Source organism: Enterococcus sp. DIV0546 (assembly GCF_051712785.1).
Lineage (GTDB): Bacteria > Bacillota > Bacilli > Lactobacillales > Enterococcaceae > Enterococcus > Enterococcus faecalis.
On sequence record NZ_JBIOPO010000001.1, the window covers coordinates 1,705,350 to 1,722,948 of the forward strand.

The window sequence follows — 17,599 nt, forward strand, 5'->3', positions numbered from 1 at the left end:
CTAGTATTCATAAATCGCACTTAACGCAAACATTTTACTGCCTGAACCAGCCGTATCACTAGAAGAGGCATTTAAGTCGTTTCCAGTAATTTTAGTATCCTTAATATATAAATATTTCCGTACTAAATTAGTATAGTATCCATGTAAAAGGAAAATAACTCCCCCAGAACCTGGATTCTGCGCATGCTGTTTAGGCACTAAGAAAAAGTGATAACACGCACCGTTCAAAGCTCCTTCTTTGGTATATTCTTGCCATTGTAAAATCCAACCATTCTCACACTGTGAAAGAGACTTAGAAGGTACTTGCCCATTTCCTGCAGCTCCGCCATACCATGCACCTGTCCACAACGGTTCTTTTTTGGTAATTTTTTGATATGCTTTGTCCGCATCTATTTTTTTTATATAAGATTCAAGCCCATCAATTGCGGCAGTATGTGTTTTAAGATAGACTGGTTTTCCTTTTTCTTTTAATTGAACAATATCTGTTGTCATTACACTTCCCCTACCTTTTCAAACGTAATTGCTGGCAATCCATCTAGCTTTGTTTTATCTTCTTTAGACATCAAGCCATTTTTTATTGAGGTTGCAACGTCTGTCGTTGTTGCATTTTGCCCTGCTGGACCTTGCGGACCAACGTCTCCTTTATCTCCTTTTGGACCTTGTGGACCTGGGTCTCCCTTTTCACCTTTCAATACTTCTGGTTTCCCTTCCACAGCATTCCAATGTGTTTGAGGAAATACCTGTGTTCCTCCTTGTTTTACTTTAACAATATCTGTCATTCAACTTCCCCTACTCTCTCAAACGTAATATCAGGTATTCTGTCAATGGCTTCTTGAACTTTTTGGTCAACATATTGTTGATTCACTCCGCCGCCATCGCCACCACCAGTTGCTGAAATAACACCATCTTCTGAAATAGAAATATTCGCTCCAGCAGTATAACCTTTCAACTCTTCCAGTTTCGATTTTAGTTCAGTGGTGAAATTTTGATCTGTTTGCTTTACCGCAGACAACGTTCCGTCTTCTGTAATTTCTAACAGTTGGCCAACCTTTATTCCGCCCAGTTCATCTGCGGTAGCGATTGGAAGAATGTACACGCCTCCCTCGCCATTTGACAACCGTTGAAACATTTCAGCAGTGATAATACCGTCTGTTTCTTCTGTCGCATAAGGAAGTTCTGTCAGTGCATTTTCTAAGCCTAGATCTGCTTTAGTGATAATTACTGCCCCAGTATATCCATTAACAGATAATACTTTTGATTGACCCGCAATAATTTTTTCTAATCCTCGAACAGCGGATGCATGTGTAATAGGATAAAACTGACGTTCCACGCCATTTTCATCGGTTTCCATCATTCGTTTTGCTTTAACCACTTATTTCACCCACTTTTTCAAACACATAAGCGTTCTGTTTTGTATCATCAACTGTTGCGATAACCAATGCCCCATCGATCGCAGGATAATCAACTGTTCCAACAATTTCTGTTTCATGATTCAGTGAAAAAGCATCATCTTGTAAAATAATCAAGTCACTTATTTCGCCATATTCTAACGTATATAAGCGTTTCTCTAATTTCTGATACAAATATTCCATATCTGCCAATAAACGTTCAGAAATTGAATTATGGCGCACTCCTTGAATGTCTACACGTGCATCCATTAGCTCGGCTAACATCGTACCGCCAGGATCAATCGTTTTTAAAATATCTTTGATTGATTCGAACCATGAAGTGAAATCTGTTTTTTGCGCATCTCGCCACGCTTCGAACTCTTCTTTTCTAGCATTCATCCAATCAGTAAAATCACCCTTATTTTCGTTGATAAAAGCGTTCATGTCCGCGATTAAATCTTCAATGGACTGCCAATAAGAACCCATTTCACCTTCTGTTTTCGAAGCAGCATTCACTACAAAGTAAGAAAAGTTTTGCGTTGCACCAATCAGGTTATCACCTTTATGAATACTGAAATATGCTTCTTGTCTGTGTAACGACTGCATAGAATATTCATCAAAGGTATACTGAATAATCCCTTTTTTGGCATTCACAATTTTTGCTGAACGTTGAATCGGATATTTATTATCAATAACCGATTCAAAAAAAACTTCGCAACCTGTTAAATCAAGTGGCCAAGCATTTTCAACTAGTATGGCTTCTAAGACTTCTGTGTTTCGATTTCCTTGTCGTACATTCTGAATCCCAATGTAATTGTAAGGTTCAGTTGTACTTAGCGTTGCTTGCCATTTAACCATTGAAAAATCCTCCTTTCGTTATTTTGGTGGAATAACAATCGATTGAATAGAATTAGCAAAATATAATCGGTCATATTTTGCGACAATTTGCCCTTGCTCGGCGTTCTGTTCTATGGTTTGGATACGTCCGTTATTTAAGCCGTAAATCACGCCCGTGTGACCATATGTTGGGTCTACTGTCCAACCTGTTCCCCATTGGCCACCTCGTCTAATATTGACGATTGCTCCTACCACTAAATCTTGATACGTTGGATTTTGGATTACTCGCCAACCTACCGCATTCCAATCATATGCTTCACCAATATCTGCAGCAGATGATGTATCACCAATTACATGTGAAAAGCCATAAATTGTTCCTGCACCTAAACCACAGCCGCCCATAAAACCAGAATATTCGGCTGGAACGGCATAACATTGCCCATTACCAAGCCATTTGCCCATTAAGGTCTCCAAATGTTCTATGCCAGCTTTTCCTGTTGCAGTAGAAGCTTTCAAATCTTTGAATTTGTCATACCATACTTGTGCATAGGTTTGTCTTTCTGGATGTGCTGCAGCTGGACGTTCAAAGTTTAATTCAAACGCATAAGCAGCTGTTTTAGGCGAGCTGACAACTTTAAATTCATCAACTGTTAATGGACTTACTTGTCCTAACCATTGCCCATTGAACATACACCAATTAATTAATTGAGCTTGGGCTAATGACGTCCTATAGTCTTGTTTGATACCTGCAGCTGCGATTAAGCGTTGTACATATTCTCGGCCATTCCAAGTTGGTGCACCTACCAATGGATATGCTGAACCGTCCCATTGAACCCATCCGTAAGCTGGACCGCCTATTTGTTCGGTATCTGGGTTCATACTTGGACCAACTTCTCCTTGTACATTTCCAAGGATACCTGCAGCAGCTGCTTTGCTGTATCCGTTAGCTAATAGGTAACTCCATAAGTCCCAAGCAAATTTATCTGCATCGCTTGTAACTTCTGATGGATAACCACCTGTTCCAGCTCCAGAACCGCCACCACCATTTTGACCAGGTATAACTTCTTTGCCGCCCACAATCAATCGATCAACTGTCAGAATTGCTTTACTTCCATTTGGACCAAAAAAGTTAAAATTATTTCCAACAAAAAACTGTGTAGGACCAGTAATTAAATGTCCTGTGCCTGATTGGTTAGACAAACCAATAATTTTTTGGGGATTATCTGCGACTAATAGTAATGAATTCCCATCAGAAACTACAGGATTTCCATTTTTATCTGCTAACCCTGGAAAAGGATTTCCCTTTGTTCCCATCGTGCCAACGTGACTATTACCATTCCAAAACTCCATCCCTTTTTTAGTTAATTCCATGATTTTTTTCTTATTATTCCAAGCTTGTAAAGTACCGTTTACCATACGTAAAATATCTCCACAGCTATTAAATGATGTTTCAAAAATATTAGATTTTATTTTGCCAGCTCCTATAAAGTCCGCATTCAATACTCCATTAATTCCCCACGCATTTTTAAATGGACCTTTCCAGCCAGTTCTTGAGAATCCAATTCCTTTGTTATTAATTGCAATCACATCTTTTGCAGTATCCGTGGATTCCGTATCTAAGTAATAATGGGTATTAGGTCGATTTTTAGGATATTGAAGTATACTTCCACCTTCAACACCGTTAATCAAATTAGTAATATAATCTACAAAATCACTCATATACTCTTTTTTTGTCAATGTTTTTATAGCTTCTTGAAAGTCTTGGCTTTGCTGTTTATAAAAAGCAACTTGGATATCTCCCGCAGTGATTTTTATTGTTTTTTCTGCTAAAGCATCATAGACAATTCCTGTAACTTTCGTTTGAATGTCAATATCATAAAGCTTGTGGTATACAGTGAATGTATCGAATAAATTATAGTTACGCATCTTAGCAAATTCTTTTGCTTCTTCTGAATCTGTAAGTTTCTCAATTTCTAATTCAATAGAAACTTTAGGCTTATCACTTCCTGGATATAATGTAGTGAAGTATTTACTTGCCACTTTATTTAAGCTAGCTATATCTTTTACTCCTTGATCTTCAGTAAACTGAATGTATTGAGCGTAAACATCAGGATACTTACTGATATATTCGCTTTTAACTGCATTTCCATAAATCCGTTGAGAAGTTCCGTCTGCTCCACTTTGAAGCTCTGCAAATGGCAAAACTTTAGTAACAATTGATTGCCAATCAAATTTAATGGTTAATCCTTTTAAATCTTTACCATAACGAACAGTTCCAACGTTATCTCGTCCTCTACGCCTTAGCAAAGATAATTTAAAAGGCTCTCGTTTTATTTCTCCGCCCCAGTATTGAAGTAGAGAACCTTGTTCCCCTGCAATACAATTCAATACATTTCTAGCTTCAAATGTAGTGCTAGAAGCTGTATTTATATCAGAATATAGTTTGATATCACAAGGTTCGTCCATGTTCTGTTCGATTAATTTCATTGCTTCTGCACCATTACGATTATCAACTGTTACTAGCCTCACTTGTCTGTTTCCTAGCTTATAAGTACGAGATTGGGCATAAATAACAATGCTATTAGTAAAAGTATCTTTAAACGTTTGTTTGATCTCAAAAATGTGGTATTCTTCTAAGTCATTTGGCTTTGCTTTAATTTGATAGCCATTTTCGAAATAATCACTAAATCTGCTAATCGCTGGATAGTCCATTTCTAGTTCATATTTTCCGTTTGCTTCTTCAGTGATTTCGCAACGTGTCGCATCAACAAGACGTCCTAATCCATTTGTTGAAAAATCTTTTTCTCCAGGTTTAAAAATAACTGGAATCAAACCTTTCGCCTCCAATTCGGCTGAACCTTAAACTCTGTTACTTTACCAGTCCAGCGAAAATTATTCTCTCCACATTTTAAAATCGGATAATCTTTAAAAAGTGTTTTATGATCCAAGATTTCAAATGCTCCACCTGATTTTCTATAAGCTTCTTGTTTTTCTGAATCTATAATGATGTCACCGTTAATTGCTTTTAATGAATATGATTGATTATTGATAAAAAAAGAAATATCCCCAGACCCCAAAATATGAATAATGGGTTCTGAAGGATATTTTTCTGTATTGATTAACTGATTAGGATTACTTATCCAATATTGGCCAATACGATTTTTCTTAAAAGGTCGGATACTTACAGTAAATTCAAAAGGAATTAAAACCCCGCTTTTTCTTGTTCCTGTAAATTTTGGTGGACTCGTTACAATCGCCTGATAAATATAATGCTCATCAAAATAGACAATAAAATCAGAATAGTTTCCCATATCGAGCCAAAAGGAAATTTCATCTTCTAAAAAAGAAACTTCTTGTAAAGTATTTGCTTTCGCATAGCATGTAATGGTACGTTCTACATTTTTATAATATGCAAAATCAACGGCTATTGAATCATTACCCATTCGCTCCCTAAGCTCTACCACACGTCCTGCAGAAAGTCGTTCAGGTCTTTCTCTCATAAATACATTGAATTCAGAACTATGTTTTCCATTAAGAAAAAACTGTCCTCTTTTAAATTCCACCAAAAGCACCCCCCGTTGCATCACTATCTCTATTTTTAACAATTTGAATATACTTAACGAGGTCTTTAGCCATATCCATTAATTGTTTTTCATTTAATTTTCCCATAGCTTGTATATTGATATTGAAAGTATCACCGCCAATATTAGTCGTAGCATTACCTTTATTTTTAGCTAAGCTTTCTGTTTGAGCTCCTTGTTGGTTGATATATCTGCCAGTAGTAGAAAAATTTGGTAACTCTGTTGGTAAATCAGTCATTTTTTTCACTGATTTGTCAAGCGTTCCTTTTTCTTGGTCAATACCAGCTACAACACCTAATACAATATTTTTACCAATCATATCCCGCATCCATCTTGAAGGTGAATGAATGCCTAAAGCACCTTTGATTTTTTCTTTAATATTACCAGCAACTTCTTTAATTTTTTTATTCACAGCACCAATCATTGAACCAATACCGTTAACTAATCCTTGGATAATATTTTTACCAATTTCAAATAAATCGATATGGCGCATATCATTAAAGGTTTGCTTCACATTTTCAACTGTATCACTAACGCTTCTTTTAAGATTATTCCACGCATTTTTAGCACCTTGTACCAAATTGTTGAAAATATTAACTGTTCCCTGTTTTAAGTTTTCCCAACCGTTAATGATGCCGTCTTTTATACCTGTCACAAGATCAACAATCCACTGTTTAAAATTATTCCAGGTATCTTTTGACCATTGAACAGTTGCGTTAAATGTATCAACTGTGCCTTGTTTTAAGCTATTCCAACCATCAATTACACCATTTTTAATGTTTTCTACTGTTTCAAAGAACCAAGTTTTCAAACTTTCCCATATTCTAATTGCTTCAAATTTAATATTTATCCACGTTTCGATGATAGAATATTTAATTTCAATCCAAACGTTGATTGCTCCATATTTAATGTCAATCCAGAGTAAGGTGAAAAATAACTTCACATCAATCCAAATCTTTTTAATTGTCAACATCAATCCATTGAAAATAGAAGTGACTGAATAGGAAATAGCTGTAACAGTGTTATAAAAGATATTTTTAATCCCGAACCAAATAGTCTGAGCAGCTTCAGCAATATTATCCCAAACGGCAATCATGTTTTCTTTTGCCTCTTCCCATCCACCTGTGATCATTGATGTAATGAAAAGAATTGGAGCTAATAGAACATTTTTTAGAATGGTGACGACATTTTCAGCGATCATTTTGACATTTTCAATGTTCGCTTTCATAGCGTTAACAACCATTTTAAACGCATTTTTGATTCCTGTTACATATGGACCAATATATTTCCAAACAAAATCAAATGCTGTTGTGAAAACATCTGATATTGATTTTCCAACACCCTTAAACCAATCTTTCACATTATCAAAGCCATTTTTAAAACTTTCTCCAACACTTTTAGCACTGTCAGCAGCACTTTGTTTAATATTTTCCCATGTATTTTTTGAGCCTTCTTTTGTTGAATTCCAAAGTCCACTGAAAAATTCCTTGGTACCGTTCCACTTATTTTTAACCCAGTCGGCTGCATTTCCAGGTGCTTCTTTCATCCATGTGCCAGCATTCGAAAAAGCCTCTTTTGTGCCATCCCACATGTTGCTGAAAAATTCCATTGTGGAATTCCAGGCTTTTACAACTACATCAGCAGCGCTTGAGATGACCTCCTGTATATTTTTCCAAATGTTTTTGACAACATCTCTAAAGCCTTCATTAGTTTTCCATAGATAAATAAACGCTGTGACTAACCCTACTACAGCAGTTAAGATTGCGACAAAAGGATTTGATAGCATTGTCTTATTTAAAATTGCTTGAGCTATCGAAAGTGCTTCTGTACCTTCCCTCCAAGCTTTAAATGCTGCATTCACTTTATTCACAAGCATCAACGTTCCAATGCTGCCAGCTAAACCTGCAAGCAATGGTGCATAAGGTTTTAACGTATCATACAATGTTTTGGCTGTTTTTATCATTGGCGGAATCATCTCGGCAAATTTAGATAAAGCTGCTTCCATTTTTGCCCCTTTGTCAGCAATGATTTCACTTATACTTCCAAAACCCGCACTTTTTAAACCTTCGTCAATTTTAGTTACAACGTTGGCCACACCACGGACGATTGCAGTCTTCATGTTAGCTAAACCTGTTTTAATACCAGCGGTAGAATCTTTAGCAATCTGTTCTAATGATTTAAGACCGCCACCGCCTTCTTTATTTAATTTGATTAAAGCATCTTGGAATTCTTCAACTGAAATTGAGCCATCGGAAAGACCTTCTTTCATCTGACCAGCTGTTAATCCCATTTGTTTCGCCAAAGCATTCAACGCTGGACCCAAACCACTGTTAATCATTGAGTTCCAAGTTTGCGCATCTACTTTACCATTAGAAAATGACTGTGAAAGCTGAATAATAGCATTTTCTACCATTTCAGCAGAACCACCAAAACCGAGGATACCGTTATTTAAAGCTGCGAAAATCTGTTCTGACTTCCCTAAATCATTTGTTGATGAAGCGATTAATTGAACACCTTTAATAGCGCTATCTAACGGCGTAGGCAGCCCTTGGATACTTTTCTTTAAGCTATCCATTGTTTTAGATGTTTCACCAGCTGAAAAGCCCATATTTTCAAACACACGATTTGCGTTATTTAACGTATCTACACGATTAATGGCCCCGTCGATGTTGCTGGTAATCAATCCAATACCTTTAGAGATAATTTTAGTTGCTCCGCTAGCTAAAAAGTTACCAACAAAAGACGTCCATATGCTCCCAAGAGATCGGCCGCCTTTTTGTCCTGTTCTATCAACTTCAACATCAAAGCCTTGTAACTTTTTTACTGCTGAATTTAATCCTTGTGAAAAGCCAGATTCATCCAGTATCATTTTTAAGACTAAGTCTTCATTGTTCAAAAAGTACCCCCTCCCTCTTAGAACATAGTATTTTCATCAAGATATTTGATATTTTCAAATTCGTCTACAGCATCTTTAAATGCATAAATTTTCAAAAGCTCGTTTAAATCTGTGTTTTCGATCTCATTTAAAGTCCACCCATTCTCAAGAAGCGAACTTTTTAGTTCTGCTTCTCGATATTGTGGCGTGTACTTAAAATGAGGATGATATAAAAGTTCCGTTACTTTTTTTTCTGTTCAGAATAAATTGCATCATAACCAGAAGTAACAGAACCTAACAATTGAGCTGTAATTTTCAATAATTCACGAGCATCCATACCGTCAATATATTCTTGTCCAGTAAACTGTTTTTCAAAAATAACGTCAGCAATAAAGTCATAGCATTCTCTTAAAATAGGACGAATTGCTTCCATATCATTTGTTTTTGTTGCTTCTTCTAACCTGATTTGTAAATCCGTACCTGTATCCATGACTGAACCTGGTAAAAATTCTGCCGACGTGAATTGTTTTGTAGTATATTTGCTTCCATCTTTAATCATTAATTTAATTTTTTGTTGAAATTTACTTGCCATTTTAATTCCTCCATATAAAATAGGACGACAAGGTCGTCCTAAACTGTTATTTTTAATCTGCTGTTGTTACATTTAATGTACATTTTGCGGTAAAGTTACCATCTTCTGTTGTGACTACGATTTCCGTTGTCCCTTCTCCTACAGCAGTAACCTTCCCTTGAATTGGTGTTACAGTTCCAATAGCCTCACTTTCTGAACGGAACTGATATTTTTTATTTGAGGCGTTATCTGGTGTAATTGTCGGTGTTAAGGTTGCTGTTTGGCCAACTTTTAAATTTAACTCTGTTTGGTCTAAAGTTACACCAGTAACAGCAGTAGTATTTTCTTTACGTGGATCCATTACCTCAGTAAACCAGTTTTTAATCATCTCTAAGTCGACACCTTCATCGTCTTCATCCACGGAATACATATAACCCAACCCTGGAACATCAACGAAAGACCCCGTCCATTCTGGATGAGTATAAGATACTGAACTTCCTTCTAATGTAGATGTTTCATCAGATGTTAAAGCAAATTTTCCTTTATAGAAAATCGTATAGCGATATTTACCGTTCGATTTTCGGCGACGGTAAGCAAATGCTCCATCTGATGCAATATCATCCGCAGACCGCAATACGCCACCCTTTAATTTTTTTCCCCCTGTAATTTCAGCTAAAACTTCATTTTGGTAGCCGTTTGTTTCTAAAGTAACTTCTGCACCACCAAATGCAACATACTGATCTTGAACTACACTATCGCCATAGTCAGGCGTTGTTTCTGTTGTAACATCTGGTTTGATACTGACAGCAGTACCGATTGTAATTGGCGTTCCGTAAACTGGAAAAGCGCCCGTTTCGTCTTTTAGTGGGAACCACGTTGGCTTCTCTACAGAAATGACACTTACATTTTTCATTTTTGCCATCTATTTTTCACTCCATTCAATTAATTGTGGGAACGCAACATTAAAATTGATATGTTGAATTCCGTCTGTTTTAAACGTTTGATAATCTTCTGGAAACAATTCATTTCCGTCCAAATTCAACACATTAAAAAAAGCCCCACAGCTTTCTGTTAGGCTTGTTACTAATTGTTTATCTTTCTTACTATCAACCAGTGCAATATCAACATTGTATGCTTTATTTTGAACGTTTTGACCTACATTATCAGTCAGACTCTCTTCAAGACTTAACACAAAATAAAACGGTTCTGACGATTGCATTACATCATCAAGATAGATAGGCGCATTCGAGAACTGTTTTATTGTGTCAGTAAGCATTTTTAAAATTTTATCGTACATATCTAACCTTTCTTAACAATGATAATCGCCATTTGTTTAAATCGTTTCGGAATATATGTTGCATTAGCTAATTTATTAGATTTTTGCAACATAAATCTGCCTTTAACAAATCCGCCATTTTTTGTTCGGTGGCCATCGTTTACATATCTAAAGTATTTTTCATTATTAATCAATGCTCCCACGATACGACCACTAGACAACTTTCTAGCTTTAATGATTCGATAGCCTCGTCTTAAATCACCCGATTTAATTGGTGTCATAGGTACAATTAACTGATAAATTTTAGCTAACGAATCATTCACCATTGCAGCACCTTCTTTTTCAGCAATGGGTGTCATTTTCTTTAAATTTGCAATAACTTTATCAGCATTTGATTTCATTCTAAGATCGCTTTTACTCATCAATTGAACTTCCTGATAGCACTACTTCTATATGGCTTGGATAATAAAAAGGTTTTTTTGAAAATAACACATGTTTTTGACCTGTACCTTGAGTAATAGTTATTCTATCTCCTTTTTTAACTTTTATATTAGGTTCTAAAAAAAGTTTTTGTTCTTCATAAGAGATATTAAACGCTTCTTTGTTTTCTATTACAGGTAAGTTCCCCATACTTCCTTGAGAGAAAGCACAGGGTAACTTGCCAACATGAATTGGAAAATAAACTTGTTCAGTAATCCCACTTTCCGTATTTTCAATATCGCTCATTCTCTCAATAACACAGGTATCAAAATAAGTAGCTGCTAAAATTTCTGCTTCATTCAATAGAAAAACACCCCGCTATCACAGCCTAAAATACGTTTAATAGCACTGCTATAGTTCTTCATGAGTGATTGTATGTCTTTTGATTCAACTACATAACTAATTGATGTATCACCACGTTTTACACTAGCTACAGACTTATCTATTTCGTTTTTTAAAGCTTTGTAGATAACCTCAATTATAAGTTGTTCAAACTCGTCCCAAGCAATATCAATTTTGCAAGTATTGTAAGAATTGATTTCAAAGATAACAAGGTTTAAAACAGACAAAATCCTATCTTCAGAAGCGTTAGGTAGCATCAATTGAATTTTCTCAACGATTTCTTCTTTTTTTTCATCAACCATAAAGCATCATTACCTAAACTTTAAAAGTATCTGCAGCACGTTCTAATATCTCAATAGCTTCTTTGTCATCTTCTGAAACTACAAATTCATTATTTTCGTTTGCTGTGATAAATTTTTTTGTTTTAGGATGCATAAAGCCCACAAAGTTTTTCTTGTCAAGCACACGATAGGTTACTTCTTTTTTTGCTGTTGCCATTTTTAATTTCCTCCTTCGTTATTATATTTTAGGCTTTCAAGTTCAAGATTGCTCCAGAATTAGAAGCTTTGTATTCAATTGAATACTCACCAACTAATCCAATCCGTCTTGAATCTGTTGTTTTTGCTAATTCTTCCGCACGCCATTCACGTAGTGGACGTAATTTTACATAATTAGTATCAATAGCTGCGATTGTTCCATTAGGTAAATTAGGTTCAATTAACGCAATTCCTGAGCCGTAATTTGAGACAATATTTCCAAGTTGCAATCCAAAAGTAAGTTTATCGCCAAATTGCACAATTTTTGTTGATTTTTCATCCAACTGATCAGTCATTAATTCTTGCATATCAGGTGCTACTAAACATAATTTTTCGCCCATGTATCCTTTTTGGAACATTGTTTTAAATAAGGCATCAATATCTTTTCTTGTTACTGCCCCCGCAGCTGCTGTTTCGACTTTATTCGTTGAGCTAATCAAATTTAAAATTCCGTTCATCTGACGACCTTTAGAACCAGATTCATCAGCCTTTACACCAACAATCAATTTACGATTTAAGTCAATTTTCATTTCTGTAGCACGAAGAGCTACTTGGCTATTCAATTCATTTCCTACACCATCTACATTAATAGCATCTAATGTGCCAGATACAGAAGTTGATTTTCTGAAAATTTCAGTATAGTTGTTAAACCATGTACGATCAGATTCCGCATCTGCGTATTCTCCGCCTTCTAATTGAGCAGATGAATCATCATTATTCATGCCGTATTCTCGCCATTTAATCTCAGTTGACTTGGCAGCTTCAACTTTGCCTGCGCCTAACAAATAGCTTAAAAATGGTGTATTTGGAACTTGTAATGCATTAACTTCCTGTGAAATATCTAAATACTCAAGATTATTTAATGAACTTTTTTTCATTTGTAGTTTCCTCCTAATCGATAAATGCTTGTAATTTTTGTCCTAATGCTGCCTTTGGATTTTCAAACGATTTTGTTTGATTACCAGTTACCATGTTGGTTTGTTGCGATTTATTACCAAAAGCTTTAGTCATTTCTACATTTTTAATAGCTTCTGCATGCTTATCATTTATTGCTTCTAAAAGCTCTGTAAAGCCTTCTACAGCCTTCTTAGTAAATTCAGTATCTGAACTAACAAGATTATTTAACATAAATTGAGAAATAGAATCTTTCAAATCCCCGTCCCAATCTAAGCCAGCAATTTTTTCTGCAACAAAAGCCTTATTATCACTAGTCACACGTAATGCCTTTTCAGCTTCAAATTCAGCCTGTAATTCTTCTAATTTAATTTGTTCAGGAGTTTTATTTTTCTTAGATTCTTCATACTCCTTGATTGTTGTTTCCTTGATTTTTTCAAGATTATTTTGTTTCCAAGCTTCTAATTGTTTATCTGCAGCTGATTGTGACTGTGATTGTACAAATTTTTGTGCTTCCTCATTTGATTCTACAAATGCCTTAAAATCATCGAAAGTGAAGTTTGTACCACCGTCTTCTTCAGCAAACATTTGTAAATTCATTGGTAATAGGTTTGGTTTCATTTTGTTTCTCCTTTCGCTCCACGATTCGACTAATCGCCCCGCATTGCTTTAGATTTATTTATTGCGCCCCACCATTCAATTAAGCCCAGCATTGCGCTAGTTTAACGTCATTTCGGACAAAATAAAAAGCCTAACTTTCGTCAGACTTTAATTGCTTTTCTTCTCTTAGTAAATGCTCTTCATAATCTGCATCTAAGTAATCATAGGGATCCATCTAATCACTTCCAATTCTTATGGACCAGTTCAGCACCTAACATTTGATAATCAGTGACAGCATCTTTTACGTTTTGCAGAGTCCTAGACACAATCGAAATAGTTAATTTACTTTTTTTACCTGGTAACGAATACAAAATATCAACGTGACAATAATTACCACCCCAAACTGATTTAAGCTCATCTTTGACGATATTACCGTTGCCATCTCTCAAAGTGTGTTTGGTTAAGTATCGTTCGTTTTCTTGTTCAAAAGCTTTTTTATAGGCTTTTTCTGTACCATTGGTAACTTCTAGATTTAATACTGCTTCGAATAATCCTTTCATGATCTCACCTCCAATTTAGGGTATAAAAATAGCACTCAAAGTTATCCTTTAAGTGCTTAGTAAAGTCTGCTATGGTAATCTGACGGGACGTGGACCGATTTATTTTCTTTAATATGCTCATCAATGAATTTCGCTAATTTTTTTGCACCTAGAATAGAAAAATCGAAGTCATCACTCTTTGTTACATCGATATATTCATATATTGGAAACTCATCATGGAAATGTTGTTCATACTTTTTAACTGCATCATCAATAATAGACCATGCGCCATCTTCGCAACTAAACACTTATTTCACCGCCTTTAAAATATCATCTACTAATTTTTCCCATTGGCTTACTGCTGTCGGAAAAATCTCTTTCATTAATTCTCTTGACTTATCGTTAGCAACCACTTCTGTCATATGTGCAAAAAATTCCGTTTCTGTGCTACCTGTTGTTTGCCAATAGCGCTTGCCGTGACCAAAACCTAACGGATAGTCTCCTAGAGAACCTATAGATTCAATCATATCTGAAATAGCGGATACTGAGTTAGGATTTTCCCTAACTATTTTTGATAATCGTTCTCTAGTTTTTTGTAAGTTCTCTGTATTTTTTTTATAAATTTCCGCCCTTAAGTCATCATAAGCCTTTTTCTTATCCGCATTTCTAGGTCTATTACCTAAATCATTATAGGATGGCAAATCTCCGTTTACATATTTCCAAAAATCGCGTTCTAGCGCTTCTTTAATGTTATACTCAGAAAGTGACGATGCGTGTGTTATATGCACTTCTATAAAAGTGGTTCGTCTTCCTAGCTTTCTTTTTATCAGTTTTCCTGTCGGCATCGTATTTTTTCCTGTTAATACTTCAAGCCCAAGATGATCCAAAGCATGTCCTATCTCATGATAAACTGTTTGATAAGGATTAACACCCCTATCCCCATCAAATGATTTTTGACTAAGTTGAATTGATTTTCCTTGTGCAAATGCTCTTACTTCTTTGATGTCTTTAAACTCCAACTTATGCCCTATCACATTTATTAAGTTTAGCACCCTTTGGTCAGTTATCCCATCTAAATGATCTAAAAAATTAGAATAATTTTCTTTTCCTAAAGCTTCTTGCATGTTTGTTTTGTCTAATACGGATTTTAAATCGAGTTTAGTTGCACTAACTTTTGGATGATTTAATTTAATACCCCACTGCTTACTTGCGAATTCATCCAATAAATCACCAAACATCTCTTCATACAATTTATCTATGTCATCGCTAATTTCAGGAACAATTGGTATTTCAGTACAACGGCAACGTCCATGATACGGTGGATGCCAATCATCTTTAATCTCTTTTCCATGACGTCCACCACAAATAGAACAAACACGCTCATCTTCTGCCGACCAGCTTTGTGTTTGCTTAACACCTATATCCTTTAGCGATTTTCTTACACCTTCTACCGCAAAATGTGAATATTCCGTTCTAACAAGATTTTCAATCGAACGATTAAACTTTCCTTGTTCCAACTTAAACATACCGCTAATAACACCATCGTTTTTCATCGTTCTAAGAGCTTCCACAACTCCTTCACCACTTGCCAATGAATTAATAATGGAATTGCTCAAACGTTGCTCTAAGGTTGATATATTGCCCCATAAACGAGATGAAAATGTTTTTCCGCTCCACGGATAGTTCATGATGTTTTCTAGTTCATTCTTAGTTAAACCAGGTGCTGAACCGCCTAATAATTGTATCAACGCATTAGAATTAGAATTGTAGATTCGTTTTGTGATATTCTCTAAGTCGTTATTAAATTTACCGTTAACATCACTAGTTATTGCTTCACCTGCAAGGGTAGAAAAAATGTCTGCTCGTAATTGTAACAAGCGATTAACTTTCGCATAGTCAAAGGATGGAAAATATTCATCAATGAATTGTTTATAAGCTTCATCTGATTCCATCAACTTTTCATAGTTTTTTTCGATATACTTGCGGTACTTCTCTTGATCTTGTTTGCTAAAGTCTTCTAGCATTTCACTTTGAGTGATATCGTGTAAATCTGCTTGTGACAACAGCTGTCTTTGAATTTTAACTAAAGCACGTTCGAAAACAGATTCTAGCTCATTAAGAGTTTTCTTTTCCAGTTTCAAACGTGCTTTATCTTCTAATTCACGACGTTTTTCCCAATAACGTTCACTAGCCGTTGTTTTCTTCTTCGTCATTACCTGCACCACCTAGTTCATCATATTCACCGCTAGGATAATCTTGACCTTGTTCTAAATTCATCAAGTCCATTTCATAATCTGGGTCTTTAACAAATGGAATCTGATTAATAATTGTTCGTTTGGATACAAACGGTGAAAGTTTAGGCAATGCATCAGCAAGATAACCGATGTCTGTTGGCAAGCTACGACTGAATGTGAATACAATTTTTGACACATCAACATCTAATTTATCCCTAAATTTAATAAAGGCAGACATCGTCTCAGCTGCTTCTTTCAATCCTTCTTTAAAATACTGTTCTTTAGTATTTGTTTTAGCTTCTAGTGCAATAATTTGCCATTTGCGAGCTTCGCCAGAGCTATTAGACTTAAATACTTCATCATTGAAATCGATTGACTTAGTTACCGTGTAATAAAGCTTTTTCAGCTTATCAAGATGATACTCGTTGAAATCTTTATTAATGTCTTTCGTTACATACCCAACCTTAGCTTGTGGATCTGGCAAATTAATAATACCTAATTGTTCCATCATTCTTTGTGCTTCTTTTTCATCTAATCGTGAGCCACTAATGGCCATATAAGCAAGTTTAAACTGTTCAACTTCGTTTTGTTGGTCTGATAAGCTTCTATCAAATGCATCAGAAAGTTCTTCCGCCACTTCAAAATCGCAATAACGATTCGTGTTATTTTTAAATTCTGATAAGTAAAACGTTTCTAGCGGGTTTTCTACTTCCTCAATCAATTTAAATGTTCCAGATGCACTGACTAAATTAGATTCAACATATCTGCTATATATACATATTCTTTTTTTAGTAATGACTTTCATTTCTTCGAAAAATTTTTTTTGATGTGTATCGTATTTTTCACGAATAAAGATATCTGCATTTTCGTATTTTTCAGCTTTCCATGGTTCGATATTGCTCGCCCATAATTGCCAACCTTCCACGGTTTCAACAGGTTCTAACAAACGAAAAGCAACACCACAAGCTCCTTGAAACCGAGCTGTATCAGAATCAAGCATGGCAAACCGCATATCGTTTACTAACTCTGCTAATTTGTCGAATTCTTCAGGAGTTTTTGTCTCATTTCTGACATTCCCTGAAAACAAGTCTTTTACCTTTGAACCCATTTTTTGCAATATAGATTTGCGTTGTTCGGTAATATCATAATCCCACTTAATTGGAATGCCTGTGAAATGGTCAGCTGCTTGGTCGACAATAGTATTGTATAAACCAGCATGAAGTTTATTATTCACTTTTATAATCTCTGTGTTTGGTTTAGGTCTTCTATCGATCTCATTTTGTTCGCTTGTATAGGCTTTGTACTTACGCTCTCTATCATCAAAAAATGGCTTCATTTCAGTAATAAAATCATTAGGATCGAAAACTTCTTCATTAATTTGTGTAGAATATTTTGTTCGCACTCTTTTATACCGCTTCAAACTTAAATTGTTTTGAAACATTTTCC

20 protein-coding genes are annotated in these 17,599 nt (G+C 35.5%); all 20 read right to left on the bottom strand.

Going from position 1 to position 17,599, the window contains the following annotated elements; all coding sequences use genetic code 11:
• Positions 1–492, bottom strand: coding sequence for a hypothetical protein (locus tag IGJ24_RS08370; protein ID WP_002364194.1), 492 nt, complete (start codon positions 490–492; stop codon positions 1–3).
• Positions 492–779: a collagen-like protein gene (locus IGJ24_RS08375; protein WP_002357046.1), complete on the bottom strand. Its 288-nt coding sequence runs from the start codon at positions 777–779 to the stop codon at positions 492–494. Before IGJ24_RS08375 ends, IGJ24_RS08370 begins: the two co-directional genes overlap by 1 nt.
• Positions 776–1,372: a hypothetical protein gene (locus tag IGJ24_RS08380; protein WP_002357045.1), complete on the bottom strand. Its 597-nt coding sequence runs from the start codon at positions 1,370–1,372 to the stop codon at positions 776–778. The genes IGJ24_RS08375 and IGJ24_RS08380 overlap by 4 nt, the downstream gene beginning before the upstream one ends.
• A complete protein-coding gene (locus IGJ24_RS08385) occupies positions 1,365–2,246 on the bottom strand; it encodes a phage baseplate upper protein (protein WP_002357044.1) in 882 nt (293 codons plus the stop codon). The genes IGJ24_RS08380 and IGJ24_RS08385 overlap by 8 nt, the downstream gene beginning before the upstream one ends.
• Positions 2,247–2,264: 18 nt before the next feature.
• Positions 2,265–5,072 carry a phage tail spike protein gene (locus IGJ24_RS08390; protein WP_002384367.1) on the bottom strand — a complete coding sequence of 936 codons (2,808 nt, stop codon included), beginning with the start codon at positions 5,070–5,072 and terminating at the stop codon, positions 2,265–2,267.
• A complete protein-coding gene (locus IGJ24_RS08395; RefSeq protein WP_002380434.1) occupies positions 5,054–5,788 on the bottom strand; it encodes a hypothetical protein in 735 nt (244 codons plus the stop codon). Before IGJ24_RS08395 ends, IGJ24_RS08390 begins: the two co-directional genes overlap by 19 nt.
• The gene (locus tag IGJ24_RS08400) at positions 5,778–8,675 is read right to left on the bottom strand and encodes a tape measure protein (protein WP_025192830.1); all 2,898 of its coding nucleotides are present in this window, start codon (positions 8,673–8,675) and stop codon (positions 5,778–5,780) included. Before IGJ24_RS08400 ends, IGJ24_RS08395 begins: the two co-directional genes overlap by 11 nt.
• Before the next feature lie 247 nt (positions 8,676–8,922).
• Positions 8,923–9,273: a phage tail assembly chaperone G gene (gene gpG / locus IGJ24_RS08405; protein ID WP_002357039.1), complete on the bottom strand. Its 351-nt coding sequence runs from the start codon at positions 9,271–9,273 to the stop codon at positions 8,923–8,925.
• Positions 9,274–9,325: 52 nt separating this feature from the next.
• Positions 9,326–10,174, bottom strand: coding sequence for a major tail protein (locus IGJ24_RS08410; RefSeq protein ID WP_002384363.1), 849 nt, complete (start codon positions 10,172–10,174; stop codon positions 9,326–9,328).
• The gene (locus IGJ24_RS08415) at positions 10,175–10,549 is read right to left on the bottom strand and encodes a phage tail terminator family protein (RefSeq protein WP_002357037.1); all 375 of its coding nucleotides are present in this window, start codon (positions 10,547–10,549) and stop codon (positions 10,175–10,177) included.
• Between the two features lie 2 nt (positions 10,550–10,551).
• The gene (locus IGJ24_RS08420) at positions 10,552–10,950 is read right to left on the bottom strand and encodes an HK97 gp10 family phage protein (RefSeq protein WP_002357036.1); all 399 of its coding nucleotides are present in this window, start codon (positions 10,948–10,950) and stop codon (positions 10,552–10,554) included.
• Positions 10,943–11,311: a hypothetical protein gene (locus IGJ24_RS08425; protein ID WP_002357034.1), complete on the bottom strand. Its 369-nt coding sequence runs from the start codon at positions 11,309–11,311 to the stop codon at positions 10,943–10,945. The genes IGJ24_RS08420 and IGJ24_RS08425 overlap by 8 nt, the downstream gene beginning before the upstream one ends.
• The gene (locus IGJ24_RS08430) at positions 11,308–11,652 is read right to left on the bottom strand and encodes a hypothetical protein (protein WP_002357033.1); all 345 of its coding nucleotides are present in this window, start codon (positions 11,650–11,652) and stop codon (positions 11,308–11,310) included. Before IGJ24_RS08430 ends, IGJ24_RS08425 begins: the two co-directional genes overlap by 4 nt.
• Before the next feature lie 13 nt (positions 11,653–11,665).
• Complete coding sequence (locus tag IGJ24_RS08435; RefSeq protein WP_002357032.1) at positions 11,666–11,848, bottom strand: hypothetical protein; 183 nt, start codon at positions 11,846–11,848, stop codon at positions 11,666–11,668.
• A gap of 28 nt (positions 11,849–11,876) precedes the next feature.
• A complete protein-coding gene (locus tag IGJ24_RS08440) occupies positions 11,877–12,764 on the bottom strand; it encodes a DUF5309 domain-containing protein (protein WP_002357030.1) in 888 nt (295 codons plus the stop codon).
• A 13-nt stretch (positions 12,765–12,777) separates the two neighbouring features.
• A complete protein-coding gene (locus tag IGJ24_RS08445; RefSeq protein WP_289865399.1) occupies positions 12,778–13,401 on the bottom strand; it encodes a capsid assembly scaffolding protein Gp46 family protein in 624 nt (207 codons plus the stop codon).
• 218 nt (positions 13,402–13,619) lie between these two features.
• Entirely contained in the window at positions 13,620–13,940 is a 321-nt protein-coding gene (locus IGJ24_RS08450; RefSeq protein ID WP_002380436.1) for a hypothetical protein, read from the bottom strand.
• Positions 13,941–13,996: 56 nt separating this feature from the next.
• Positions 13,997–14,227 carry a hypothetical protein gene (locus IGJ24_RS08455; protein WP_002380437.1) on the bottom strand — a complete coding sequence of 77 codons (231 nt, stop codon included), beginning with the start codon at positions 14,225–14,227 and terminating at the stop codon, positions 13,997–13,999.
• Positions 14,228–16,132 (bottom strand): hypothetical protein, encoded by a 1,905-nt coding sequence (locus IGJ24_RS08460; protein WP_002393613.1) that lies wholly within the window; start codon positions 16,130–16,132, stop codon positions 14,228–14,230.
• Positions 16,107–17,594: a phage portal protein gene (locus IGJ24_RS08465; RefSeq protein WP_002393614.1), complete on the bottom strand. Its 1,488-nt coding sequence runs from the start codon at positions 17,592–17,594 to the stop codon at positions 16,107–16,109. Before IGJ24_RS08465 ends, IGJ24_RS08460 begins: the two co-directional genes overlap by 26 nt.
• Positions 17,595–17,599: the final 5 nt, after the last annotated feature.

What these genes read in the sequence shown, in the direction of transcription:
- IGJ24_RS08370 (WP_002364194.1), bottom strand. Translation starts at nt 492, where the DNA reads ATGACAACAGATATTGTTCAATTAAAAGAAAAAGGAAAACCAGTCTAT.
- IGJ24_RS08375 (WP_002357046.1), bottom strand. Translation starts at nt 779, where the DNA reads ATGACAGATATTGTTAAAGTAAAACAAGGAGGAACACAGGTATTTCCT.
- IGJ24_RS08385 (WP_002357044.1), bottom strand. Translation starts at nt 2,246, where the DNA reads ATGGTTAAATGGCAAGCAACGCTAAGTACAACTGAACCTTACAATTAC.
- IGJ24_RS08400 (WP_025192830.1), bottom strand. Translation starts at nt 8,675, where the DNA reads ATGATACTGGATGAATCTGGCTTTTCACAAGGATTAAATTCAGCAGTA.
- gpG (WP_002357039.1), bottom strand. Translation starts at nt 9,273, where the DNA reads ATGGCAAGTAAATTTCAACAAAAAATTAAATTAATGATTAAAGATGGA.
- IGJ24_RS08410 (WP_002384363.1), bottom strand. Translation starts at nt 10,174, where the DNA reads ATGGCAAAAATGAAAAATGTAAGTGTCATTTCTGTAGAGAAGCCAACG.
- IGJ24_RS08415 (WP_002357037.1), bottom strand. Translation starts at nt 10,549, where the DNA reads ATGTACGATAAAATTTTAAAAATGCTTACTGACACAATAAAACAGTTC.
- IGJ24_RS08420 (WP_002357036.1), bottom strand. Translation starts at nt 10,950, where the DNA reads ATGAGTAAAAGCGATCTTAGAATGAAATCAAATGCTGATAAAGTTATT.
- IGJ24_RS08430 (WP_002357033.1), bottom strand. Translation starts at nt 11,652, where the DNA reads ATGGTTGATGAAAAAAAAGAAGAAATCGTTGAGAAAATTCAATTGATG.
- IGJ24_RS08435 (WP_002357032.1), bottom strand. Translation starts at nt 11,848, where the DNA reads ATGGCAACAGCAAAAAAAGAAGTAACCTATCGTGTGCTTGACAAGAAA.
- IGJ24_RS08440 (WP_002357030.1), bottom strand. Translation starts at nt 12,764, where the DNA reads ATGAAAAAAAGTTCATTAAATAATCTTGAGTATTTAGATATTTCACAG.
- IGJ24_RS08445 (WP_289865399.1), bottom strand. Translation starts at nt 13,401, where the DNA reads ATGAAACCAAACCTATTACCAATGAATTTACAAATGTTTGCTGAAGAA.
- IGJ24_RS08450 (WP_002380436.1), bottom strand. Translation starts at nt 13,940, where the DNA reads ATGAAAGGATTATTCGAAGCAGTATTAAATCTAGAAGTTACCAATGGT.
- IGJ24_RS08460 (WP_002393613.1), bottom strand. Translation starts at nt 16,132, where the DNA reads ATGACGAAGAAGAAAACAACGGCTAGTGAACGTTATTGGGAAAAACGT.
- IGJ24_RS08465 (WP_002393614.1), bottom strand. Translation starts at nt 17,594, where the DNA reads ATGTTTCAAAACAATTTAAGTTTGAAGCGGTATAAAAGAGTGCGAACA.